Source organism: Cohnella sp. (assembly GCF_041640265.1).
Classification (GTDB): Bacteria; Bacillota; Bacilli; order Paenibacillales; family Paenibacillaceae; genus Cohnella.
In genome coordinates, this window is sequence record NZ_JBEQAP010000087.1 from 1 (window position 1) to 12,024 (window position 12,024).

Sequence of the window (12,024 nt, forward strand, 5' to 3'; positions counted from 1 at the left end):
AAAGCGATGAATGCTTACTCTCGTTTCGTAGCAGGCAAAGTAGGGATGTTCCCGATGGGTCCTTGGGATCAACCGGGCTTCTGGGACTTGCCTTTCGAATGGGATATCGCGGCATGGCCGACGAACCCGGCAACAGGCAAAGCGGGCACATGGGTCGGATCGATGGGTTACTCGGTATCGAGCAAATCCAAGCATGCGCAGGAAGCGTTTAACTTAGCGGCGTTCCTCGCCCTTGATGCCGAAGGACAGAAGCAAAACTACGAGCTAGGCCAAGCGGTTCCTAACTTGGTCGACATGGCAAAAGGCGAGTTTGTGGAATATGACAAAGCGCCTGCTAATCGTCAGGTGTTCCTTGATATTATTGAAGATTATGGTCACCCGGTTATCGATTTCGGTTCGAAGGACACGAAATGGATCGATACGATGTGGCAAGAGGTCGGCAAAGTATGGGACGGCAAGATGACTGCCGCGGATTGGGCGAAGGAAATGCAGCCGAAGCTGCAAGAGCTCTATGACAAAGGTAATAAGTAAGCTGAACATCCAATATTCAAACCTTAATATCGAATAGCAAGCGCGAGGATGTGTACGCATGAAAAAAAGTAAACCGGCTTATATCCGCAAAGAATACGCATGGGCCTACCTGTTTGTGGCGGCCCCTGTGCTCGGCTTTCTCATTTTTGGAGTCGCACCGCTTCTCTACTCGGTTTGGTTAAGCTTCACGTCTTGGGATTTAGTAACGCCTCCTGAGTTCGTAGGTGTTACAAACTATGTAGAAGTATTTCAGGATGAGAAAGTGTACAAGTCTTTATATAACACTGTGTATATGATGCTTGGAATACCTATCGGGATGATTGTGGCGCTGTTGCTTGCCATTATGATGAACCGTCCTCTCAGAGGCATTTCGTTCCTTCGGACGATCTATTATTTGCCTGTCATCTCGCCTATTATCGCGGTTTCCTTGCTGTGGCAATGGATTTTGAATCAAGATTACGGTCTGCTAAACCAAACGCTATGGAATTGGTTTGGCATTCAAGGACCTAACTGGCTCGGCAACGCGGATTGGATTAAACCTTCGATGATTTTGATGGGTGTATGGGGCGGCGTTGGAGGTACGATGGTTCTTTACTTAGCTGGACTTCAATCCATTTCATCTACGTATTACGAGGCAGCCGAAGTGGATGGCGCGAGCGCGTTTCAAAAGCTATGGCTAATTACGATCCCGCTGCTGACGAATATTCATTTTTTCGTAGTTGTTATGGGCGTTATCGGTGCATTTCAGTCATTTAGCCAAATTTACGTACTCGCAGGCGACGGCGGACCGGAATACAGCGCAGCAACTGTAGTGTTTTATATTTTCGAAAATGCGTTCAAGTATTTCAATATGGGCTATGCCAGTGCGATTGCGTGGGTACTAGGCGTTATTATCTTTATCGTGACCCTTATTCAGTTCCGCCTGTCAAAAAGATGGGTTTATAACGATTAATGCTTTACCGTCACAGTTTGCGAGGGGGTTTGATTTCAAATGCAACAGAAACGATTAGCAAACCTATGGGTGTCTTTCATCCTTTGTATCGGCTCGATTGTCATGCTGGCGCCGTTCGTTTGGACGGTATCTACTTCATTAAAAGATCAACGAAACGTGTTCGAAATTCCGCCAAAATGGATACCAGACCCCGCTACATTCAAAAACTATGTAACCGCCTGGGACGATTCTCCTTTGCTTAGCGGATTTATGAACAGCATGATAATTGTCGTATTCGTTCTAGTGATTGGCTTGTTTGTTTCAACCATGGCTGCATATGCGTTTGCGAAAATTGAATTTCCGTATAAAGACACCATTTTTCTATCCCTGCTCGGCACGATGATGATTCCTTTTTCGGTTGTTATGATTCCACAGTTCATCGGCTTCTCGAAGATCAATTGGACCGATACGCTGCTGCCGCTCATAGTGCCGGGTCTATTCGGGAATATCGTCGTTATTTTCTTCTTAAGGCAGTTTTTGGCGGGCGGTCTTCCGAATGAATTGGTTGAAGCGGCCAAGCTGGACGGCAGCAGCTTCTTCCGGACTTTCCGGACTATTGCATTGCCTGTTGCAAAGCCAGCGATTGCTGCTCAAGCAGCTCTAAGCTTCATGGGCATTTGGAATGACTTTATGGGGCCGCTTATTTATTTAAGCTCGCCGCAGAAGCAAACGATTCAAGTACTCATTGCTTCTATGCAATCGCAATACATGGGCTCCTCTAACTATCCGGTTATATTGGCAGCATCTTTGATTTCCATGGTTCCTGTAATCATCGTATTCTTCTTCTGTCAACGCTATTTCATCGAATCGATGGCGATCAGCGGATTGAAGGGTTAATAGGATGAGGACTAGTAGATTAGGAACCAAGAGGACGCTGATGATAGTCGTCCTCCTTCTCACAGCATCGATTGTGCTCATGCTAAGCAGATGCCAATCAGAGTTAAATAGAGCAGAAATCGTCTTGTTGAAGGAGGATGCGAAGGTGTACACAAACTCGTTTAAGCTCGATCAGGAGTGGGAGGATTACGGCATAGGCGATCCTTTCATCATGCGATACAACGGTAAATTTTATTTGTATTGCAGCACTAAGGATTGGCGTCCAGGCATTAAAGCTTGGAGCTCCGACAATTTAGTTGATTGGAGCTATGAAGGGCTTGTAACGGAGGACCCCATAACGACAGGAGCATATGCTCCCGAGGTATTTTACTGGAACGGAAGCTTCTACTTATATACATCGCCTGCAGGTCAAGGACATTATGTGCTGCAGAGTGATAGCCCAACCGGTCCGTTTGTCGTCAAAACAGAAAATTTAGGAAATACCATTGACGGTTCAGTCTTTATTGACGATGACGGCAAATGGTATTTCACGAATGCAGGAACGAGAGGCATAGTTGCCCATGAGATGCCCGATCCGTTTACGATTGATATTGGCGTAACGACTAACGCATTTCTTGGACATTGGACAGAAGGATCCATGATTTGGAAGCGTAACGGCTTGTACTACATGACGTATACAGGCAATCACGTATTTAGTAACGGCTATCGTATCAATTATGCAGTTTCAAAAGACGGACCTTTCGGTGATTTTGCGGTTCCTTCTAATAATCCGATTGTCATTAGCGTGAAGGATGAATTTAAAGGACTTGGCCATAGCACGACTGTGCTCGGTCCAGATATGGATTCCTACTATTTGACTTATCATAACTTGGTTGGACATTCCTCGGAAGGTCCGCCGGTACGTGAGCTGAATATCGATCGGCTTGCTTATAATGGCGACAAGCTGGTTGTGTTTGGTCCGACTCATGATCATAAACAGCCTGCGCCTGCGATGCCTGCATTGTATGGATGGCTTTCAGAGGACAGTTCGAACGAGCTATGGGACACGACAAAATCGTCTATTGAAGAAACTGTAATTAGCAAAAAGTCCACTGAAGAGGCTTTTATTGCAGAATATAATTTTCGTTTGAATAATGCTGCCCCCGCAACGGATAACGGCAGTATCTCAGCCGTATTTTCATATGTAGATAAATCTAATTACTCAGCAGTCAAACTCCTGCCATCCAAACATGAAATTCAATATTTCAATGTGAAAAATGGCTCGGAGGAGCAGGTCGCTCATGCAACGCTTCCGAAAGAATTTGATTATACGAAGCTGCATACGATTCGCGTTGAGAGGCGTGATGCCAGCGTGCTTGTCTTCTTCGACGGAATGAAGAAGCTGGAGGAACATACGAATGAACCGTCCAGGGGCAAAATCGGTTATATCGCCGTGCAGACGAAACCGATCTACGAATACATCGCATTCACGAACGATGCAGACGGCAGCAGTGATTTTGAAGCCTACAAGCCTATTCCGGGAGCCATTGAAGCTGTTCACTATTTGAAGGAATCCGAGCGCGGCTTCCATCTAGAGCAGAAGAAAGCAGAGACAAGCGACTACCGGAGAACAGATGGTGTGCCGATTCATAAGCTGGATGACGGTAGCTATTCTATCAGATTGCAGCAGCGCGGAGATTGGTTTAAGTACAAGATCAATGCGAAGGGGACTGCTGAATACGGAATCGGCTTGACGCTGCGGAAGCCGAACAAGGATGTTGTGCTGGAATGGTCGATTGACGGCGGAAAAGCTGTGAAGACGACAATCAGAGCAGACGACCCAGCCTTTACGGAGGACACAGCAAAGCTTCGAATCGGATCAATTGCTATTGCCGCAGGCTTTCATGAGCTGAAGGTGGAGTTGAAATCGGGATCGGTTGAGCTTCAAACATTCGAGATATTCACTACCGAGTTGCTAGAGAAGCAACAGCTTTTCGAAGAGTCATCCAATCTAACTGGCTTCGGATTGTTCGAACAAATAGAGGGCGGTTATACAGGAAGCGGTTCTGATGATGACATGTTATTTGCAGGCAGCGACAATTGGGACGACTATGAATTGTGGGTTGACGTTCAGTTGAATGCAGATACGGATGTCGGAGGCGTATTTGTCCGCGAGACGAATGAATCCTACCATCCGGATCAAGTAAGGGATGCAGCGATGGGCTATTATATCGGCATTTCGTCTTCACAGCTGACCTTGAATCGCATGAACTATGATTCGTTCCTTATGACGAGCGAAACCGTAGAGCTGGAAACGGGACGGAAGTACCCTCTGAAGGTGATTGTAAGAGGAGGTAACATTCAAGTGTTCCTAGAGGGCGGACAAAAACCGCTAATTGACTACACGGATGCAAATCCTTTCTTGCACGGAAAGGCAGGAATTCGTTCCGAACGATCTACAATGGCCTTCTATAATATGACCATTAAACCTCTAAAAAAATAAGATAAGAGCATAAGCAATAGGACTGGAGTGGAAACATGGCTTATCCAATACGAAATGATTATCCAAGACCGCAATTTGAAAGGGTATTCTGGCTAAATCTTAATGGGGCATGGGAATTTGCTTACGACGATGCGAATGCAGGCTGCGATAATAATTGGTTTGAGGGAAAATCGTTTGACCGTAACATTCAAGTTCCGTTTTGTTATCAAAGCGAATTGAGTGGAATTAATGATAAATCGTTTCATGATATTGTATGGTATCGGAAAGTTGTCGATCTTCCCTCTGAATTTGCAGGTAAACGAGTGATCTTACATTTTGGTGCAGTCGATTACGAGGCGAAGGTATGGGTGAACGGACATTTAGTAGCGTGTCATGAGGGCGGACATACACCGTTTCAAGCGGATATTACAGCGTCTTTGATTGGAACAAGCGCAAATAGTATAGTCGTACGTGCTCAAGATTATAGCAAAGACGTCACATTGCCTAGAGGAAAGCAGTATTGGAAGGAATATTCAGAACAGGTTTTCTATACACGGACTACGGGTATTTGGCAGACGGTTTGGATCGAGGCGGTGAATTCCGCTCATCTGAGCAGTGTGAGACTAACTCCGGATATTGATTCAAACAAAATTCATATCCGCAGCTTCGTAGAAGGAGCGGAAATATACAAAGACTTAATCCTTAGCATTAAAATATCATTTAAGGATGAATTGATAGCCGAGAATGCTATCCGAGTTATAGCGCAGGAAGAGGAAGTATCTATTAAGCTTCATGATTTTAACGATCATGGACTCGGACGTTGGTGGTCGCCGGAGAAGCCGAATTTATATGACGTGGAATTTATGCTGCTTGACGGCGAAATGGTACTTGATCAGGTGAAAAGCTATTTCGGCATGAGGAAAATTTCGATAGAAGATGGCGTTATATGCTTAAATAATCGGCCTTATTATATGAAGCTTATTCTTGATCAAGGATATTTTCCAGGCGGCGTACTTACAGCTCCAAGCGACGATATGCTGTGTAAGGACGTCGAACTGACCAAGCAGATGGGGTTCAATGGGGCAAGAAAGCATCAGAAAATCGAAGATCCGCGTTACTTATATTGGTGCGATAAGCTTGGGCTGCTAGTATGGGGCGAGATGGCTAATGCCTACCAATTCTCGGAACAGTATATGACCCGTATTCTGAATGAATGGCAAGAGGCGGTTCATCGCGATTATAATCACCCCTGTGTCGTCGTATGGGTTCCGCTTAATGAAAGCTGGGGAACGCCAAATATATTAATAGACAAAAGGCAGCAGCACCATGCTTCTACGCTTTATTATTTGACCAAATCGCTGGACGATACGAGACCAGTCATTTCGAATGATGGCTGGGAGCACGTGAAATCCGACATCTACACGATTCACGACTATGAAAGCCGGGAAGAGATTCTAGAGCGCAGGTATGCGACTCCGGAGCAGTCGGTTAATTGCGATCCGCAAGGGAGAAGAATTATTTTGCCAGGGTTCTCGTACAATGGAGAGCCGGTACAGCTATCTGAGTTCGGAGGAATTTCGTATATTCAGGATAGCAGTGAAGGCTGGGGTTATTCGTCCGCCAAAGACGATCAAGATTTTTTGAACCGTTTGGTTGCAGTCATGCGGCCAATTATTGCAGCGGGTGGACTGCAGGGCTATTGTTACACGCAGTTGACTGACGTGGAACAGGAGAAGAACGGTTTGCTTTCCTTCGAGCGCGTGCCGAAGCTTCCAATTGAGACATACCGCCAATTAAATGCTGGGACGATGCCAATTCTAGAAGTACAAATGATTAGTAAATAGGATGCAGAATAGGATAGGTGAAATCTATGAGTTTGAAAAGCTATAGAAAAGAGTATCCAAGACCGCAATTCGTTCGTGAAGATTGGCTTAATTTGAACGGAGAGTGGGATTTTTGCTTCGATGACGGGAATATAGGCGAGCACGAGCAATGGTTTAAGTCTATAGAGGGGAAGTTGAAGATCCAAGTACCGTTCGTTTATGAAACCAAAGCGAGCGGAATTGGGGAGTCGGCGTTCCATCCTTATGTATGGTATCAGCGTAAATTTTCTATTCCGGCCGAGCAACAGGACAAGCAGATCATCTTAAATTTTCAAGCCGTCGATTATGTGGCTAAAGTGTGGGTCAATGGTCATTTTGTTGATCGGCATGAGGGCGGTTATTCGGCTTTTTCCTTCGATATCACTCCATATACCCTGACTAATGACAGCGTGGATAATCTAATTGTCGTCAAAGTGGAAGACAGCGAAGACTGTACTCAACCAAGAGGTAAGCAGCGTTGGAGGAAAGAAAATTTTGGTTGCTGGTATGTGCAGACCACCGGGATCTGGCAGACGGTCTGGCTCGAGTATGTTAACCAGCAGCATTTGAATTCGGTCAAAATTACCCCGGATCTAGATACGAATTCTGTTCGCTTCGATTACCGTCTGAGTGAGGGAGCAGATCGAGGTTCGCTTCGATTGACCACGAAGATAACAATGGATGGCACTCCGGTTAAAGAAACGAGTATCACCGTGGACCGCTCCTATCTGTCAGCAAGCGTTGAATTGATAAGCGAAACGCGGGAATGGAAAGTTGAAACCTGGAGTCCGGGAAAGCCGAAGCTGTACGAGGTGGAATTCATTCTAAGCGACGCGGATTCGATAGTGGACGAGGTTCATTCTTATTTCGGGCTTCGCAAAATTTCTATTCAGAAGGGAAAGGTGCTCCTGAACAACACGCCGCTCTATCAGCGGTTGATATTAGACCAAGGCTACTGGACGGACAGCCATCTGACACCGCCATCCGAAGAGGCGATTATCGAGGACATCGATAAAATATTGGCTATGGGGTACAACGGGCTCAGGAAGCATCAGAAAATCGAAGATCCTCGTTTCCTGTACTGGTGTGACGTAAAAGGGGTACTGGTGTGGTCGGAAATGGCTGCAGCGTATGAATTCAACGATCAAGCCGTAGATCGATTTACCCGGGAATGGCTGGACATCGTGCAGCAGCAATATAACCATCCGTGCATCATTACATGGGTTCCATTCAATGAATCTTGGGGAATCGGCAATGTATTCGTCGATCGTAAACAGCAACAGTTCACGGAAGCCATTTATTATCTAACAAAATCGATCGATCCTAATCGGCCTGTCATCGTGAACGATGGCTGGGAACATACGATTTCGGATATTCTGACCCTGCACGATTATGAAGAATCAGGTTCCAAGTTCCTGAAGCGTTATGCCAATAAGGATGCGATCACGAGCAATGAAATTTCCCACATGAATTCGAAGTATGCAATGGCCCAAGGCTACGAGTATCGCGGCCAGCCGATCATGATTAGCGAGTTCGGCGGGATTGCTTTTAAGACGGAGTCAGGTTGGGGGTACGGCAACCAGGTCGACACGGAGGAAGCGTTTCTCGAACGGTTCCGGAGTATTACTCAAGCAATCAAGGACACCGATTATATTTGCGGTTATTGTTATACGCAGGTTACCGATGTCCAGCAAGAGGTGAATGGATTGTTGACCGAGGATCGACAACCTAAAGTGCCGCTCGATCGAATCAAAGAGATTAATCTAGCATAAGGAGGGGGGTTGTCATGTCTGGAACATTCAATAACCCCATAGTAAACGGTGCACCGGATCCTTGGATGTTAAAGCACACGGATGGCTTCTATTATTTTATGATGACGCTTCGCGACCGGATAGAGCTATGGCGCTCACAGTCAATGACAGAAATCTCCGACGGAGAGAAGAAAGTCATCTGGATGCCGACAGGAGGAGACTATGGATTTAATCTATGGGCTCCTGAGCTCCATCGGATCCAAGACTGTTGGTATGTTTATTTCACAGCCAACGATGGCGGAGTGGACGAAACCCGTCGTATTTGCGTAATAAGCAATAAATCAGATAATCCGATGGAAGGTCAATGGGAATGGCATGGGCCAATGAAAACAGAGAGAGCCGGTCTGGATGGTACTGTGATGGAGTTAAGAGGCGAGCTGTATTTCTTCTATGCAGGTTATGGTCAATTCCCGCAATATGGCTCAGCTATATTTATCGTCCGGATGAAGGATCCTTGTACTTTGATCGGAGAAGAGGCCATGTTAACCGCTCCGACACTGGAGTGGGAGCAACAAGGAGGAATGGCAATTAATGAGGGACCTGTTATTTTACAGAGAAATGGCAGAATATATCTAGTCTATTCCGCAAGTACGACCTGGTCGGAAGATTACTGTCTTGGAATGCTTACGATGCAGCTTTCTGCGGATCCGATGGTTCCACTTTCTTGGAGCAAATCACCCACTCCCGTCTTTCATAAGAGTGAAGAAAATCACATCTATGCAACTGGTCATAATTGCTTTACCGTTTCTCCAGACGGACTGGAAGATTGGATTGTTTATCATGCTCTTCCTTACCCAGGCGCGGATGTGAGCAAACGCAGCATGTATTTGCAGAAGTTTGTCTGGAATCCTGACGGAGCTCCTCTTTTTGGCATGCCGGCGGCTGAGGATATTCGTCTCCCTTCGGGAGGCCGACACGGATAAGCCGCATTCTCTACATAGAAGGACCGTCATTGGAGCAGTACCAATCTCCGATGGCGGTTTTTTCCTAATTTAATCCTCGACTTCCTAATTCGCATAGAGACACGAGCCCATCCTCGTGACGTGCCTATAGGTGAATGCATATGATACTGGAGATTTCTATGTACAGGAAGGAGAAGGACATGAAAAAGAACAAGGCGAAGAACGTACCCAAGAACGTACCCAAATCGCGCCGGCCGCTTTATTACGTCGACAATCCGAATACGCTCGAGCTGACTTGGCTGGATGACATACAAAAATCAAAGGCCAAACCGATATCCGTTCATGGATCGGCCGCCGAGGCGCAGCAGTCGGTGGAAAGTGAAGCAGAGAGCAAGCGAGGATTTGTTAACGCTAAGGGAAGTAAAATTACTTCACCAAGAACGGTGTCTGTAATTGTTCAAGCAGATACCGCTTCTAAGCCGGCTGTAGACCCGGAATCTTCAGAGTTCGTCTCGACAAGGCAAGAAACCGAGGATATTGTGGCTATCGCGACATCTGTGTCCATAGCAGAGGACTTGCCTGCAGCAGAGGATCAGTCGAATATAATTGCAGTTGTTGAATCGTTACAGAATGACAGCCAACAGTCTGCGGATAAATTAACAGCGCTACTTAGGGAGAACTCTCCAGCGGCGGACTCTCCAGCGGCGGACTCGGAGCAGGGAATCGTTGTGGAAGAGCTAGAGGCTAGGAAGGCTCGCCACACGAGGCTGGAAGAGAAACGCATGCCGCTTCGCCCATCACCGATTGTATATACGGATGATGTGGCGGACGAAGCCATTACCGGAGAGAAGTTAGCTCCCTTTACGATCAAAGCATCGCATCTTTTGCCCGATTCAGTTTATACGAATTCATTGGCTGATTTCGCTGTAACAGCTATTAAGTTAGCCGATGGTTCTATTACTTCATCCAAGCTAGCCTCGGAATCCATTGTGGGGGATCATCTCGCTAAAAATTCAATTTCCGGACAAAAAATTCGTGATCGATCCATCACCGGTGATAAGCTGCGTGACGGCAGTGTTTCCTCGGAGAAGCTAGCGGACAGAACGATAAGCTCTGACAAAATTGCTGAAGGCTCTATTCAGGCTAAACATTTAAGCCTATCAGTTATTACTTCTGAGCAACTCCAAGATCAGAGCATTACCTCGGACAAAATCCGCAGCGGTTCGATTCGAAGCGAGAATCTTGCGAATGAAAGCATTGATACCTCCAAGCTGGCTGATGGGGCGGTGACAACATCCAAGCTGCGTGACGGATCAGTATCCAAGGAAAAGCTGGCACGAGGCTCCATTGAAACCTATCACCTGACGGAAGGACTCGTTCTTGCCCACCACGTTGCTGTTGGAGTGCTGCAGGGAAAGCATTTGGGCCCGCACGCCGTGGCCGCGAATCATCTCGTCGACGGGGCAGTCGGTATTCGAGAACTGGCCGAAAGGTCCGTATCGGGAAGCAAGCTGGTCTTTGGTTCGGTTCAAGCCGAGCATATTCAGCCCGGGGCGGTAAGAGCAGAGCATCTCGGAGAGGCAGCAGTAGTAACCCGCCATCTGGCAGATGACACCGTAACGGCCTCCAAGCTGACGGATCAGTCCGTAACGACGCTTAAGCTCGTTGACCAAGCGGTCACCTCTACCAAAATCGCTGATCAAAGCATTGTCTCCGGCAAGCTTGCGGATGAAGCCGTACATTCCAGACATTTAGCCAAAGGAAGCATTATCGCAGATAAACTTGCTGATGGAGTTATTGAACCTCGACTTCTGCAAGAGAAAATAGTGGGAAGTGAGCATATCGTCGCCCAAGCCATTGGCCGGGAGCATCTTAGAGAAGGTTTAATCGGCGCTGGACAGCTGGCGAAGAGTGCCGTTCATTCCCCGCACGTGGTGGATGGAGCGATTGGAACAGCTCAGCTCGCAAATGGTTCAGTCATCGGTGCCAAGCTTGGCGAACATTCCGTTGGGAGCAAGCAGCTCGCGGCAGGTTCGGTAAAAACGGAGCATCTTTCGGTGGAAAGCGTACAATCAGAGCAATTGGCTACAGGCTCGTTAAGGCCGTATCATTTTGGCGGGGAAGTGGTCATGGGGGGAGCTTTGGCACCGGACTCCATTGAAAATCGCCATATTCGTGCGGGGGCTGTAGAACCTGTGCACCTAAGCAATGCTTCGGTAGGGACTACTGCTTTGCAAGCGGAAGCCGTAACCGATAAGATCATTGCTCCTGGTGCGGTCGGAGAACGCCAGCTAGGCATACGCGCCGTATTTTCCCATCATCTGACCGATCACTTGATTACTTCACTTAAGCTTTCCCCGGAATGTGTATCAACGGATAAATTGGCGGACTTGGCCGTAACGACCTCGAAGCTCGCGGACGCAAGCGTCACTTCCGATAAGCTATACGAAAATTCGGTTTATGAGAAAGCTCTGCAGAACGGCGCAGTATCCGGGCGTGCATTGGCGGAATCCGCTATCTCCTCAAAGCATCTAAAGCCAAAGGCTATAAAGCAAATTCACCTAAACGAAGGATCCGTTACGACAGCTGCACTATCTGAGGGTGCGATAACGTCGGAGAAGCTTGCAGA

At 47.1% G+C, this 12,024-nt stretch carries 7 protein-coding genes and 1 pseudogene; all 8 read left to right on the forward strand.

The window, feature by feature from the left end; translation table 11 throughout:
* On the forward strand, positions 1 to 531 hold a 531-nt coding region (locus tag ACESLK_RS29155; RefSeq protein WP_373233348.1), incomplete at its 5' end, for an extracellular solute-binding protein.
* 58 nt (positions 532 to 589) lie between these two features.
* Positions 590 to 1,483, forward strand: a complete 894-nt coding sequence (locus tag ACESLK_RS29160; RefSeq protein ID WP_373233349.1) for a carbohydrate ABC transporter permease — start codon at positions 590 to 592, stop codon at positions 1,481 to 1,483.
* A 39-nt stretch (positions 1,484 to 1,522) separates the two neighbouring features.
* Positions 1,523 to 2,359, forward strand: coding sequence for a carbohydrate ABC transporter permease (locus tag ACESLK_RS29165; protein ID WP_373233350.1), 837 nt, complete (start codon positions 1,523 to 1,525; stop codon positions 2,357 to 2,359).
* Positions 2,360 to 2,504: 145 nt separating this feature from the next.
* On the forward strand, positions 2,505 to 4,841 hold the full coding sequence (locus ACESLK_RS29170) for a family 43 glycosylhydrolase (RefSeq protein ID WP_373233352.1): 2,337 nt from the start codon (positions 2,505 to 2,507) through the stop codon (positions 4,839 to 4,841).
* A gap of 35 nt (positions 4,842 to 4,876) precedes the next feature.
* On the forward strand, positions 4,877 to 6,664 hold the full coding sequence (locus ACESLK_RS29175) for a glycoside hydrolase family 2 protein (RefSeq protein ID WP_373233353.1): 1,788 nt from the start codon (positions 4,877 to 4,879) through the stop codon (positions 6,662 to 6,664).
* Between the two features lie 26 nt (positions 6,665 to 6,690).
* Positions 6,691 to 8,454, forward strand: coding sequence for a glycoside hydrolase family 2 protein (locus ACESLK_RS29180; RefSeq protein ID WP_373233354.1), 1,764 nt, complete (start codon positions 6,691 to 6,693; stop codon positions 8,452 to 8,454).
* A 14-nt stretch (positions 8,455 to 8,468) separates the two neighbouring features.
* The gene (locus tag ACESLK_RS29185; RefSeq protein WP_373233355.1) at positions 8,469 to 9,416 is read left to right on the forward strand and encodes a glycoside hydrolase family 43 protein; all 948 of its coding nucleotides are present in this window, start codon (positions 8,469 to 8,471) and stop codon (positions 9,414 to 9,416) included.
* A gap of 179 nt (positions 9,417 to 9,595) precedes the next feature.
* A pseudogene (locus tag ACESLK_RS29190) lies at positions 9,596 to 12,024 on the forward strand (hypothetical protein); the annotation flags it as partial.

Bases quoted from the DNA above. Each gene is read 5' to 3' on its own strand.
- ACESLK_RS29175 (WP_373233353.1), top strand. From the start codon at position 4,877: ATGGCTTATCCAATACGAAATGATTATCCAAGACCGCAATTTGAAAGG.
- ACESLK_RS29160 (WP_373233349.1), top strand. From the start codon at position 590: ATGAAAAAAAGTAAACCGGCTTATATCCGCAAAGAATACGCATGGGCC.
- ACESLK_RS29180 (WP_373233354.1), top strand. From the start codon at position 6,691: ATGAGTTTGAAAAGCTATAGAAAAGAGTATCCAAGACCGCAATTCGTT.
- ACESLK_RS29165 (WP_373233350.1), top strand. From the start codon at position 1,523: ATGCAACAGAAACGATTAGCAAACCTATGGGTGTCTTTCATCCTTTGT.
- ACESLK_RS29185 (WP_373233355.1), top strand. From the start codon at position 8,469: ATGTCTGGAACATTCAATAACCCCATAGTAAACGGTGCACCGGATCCT.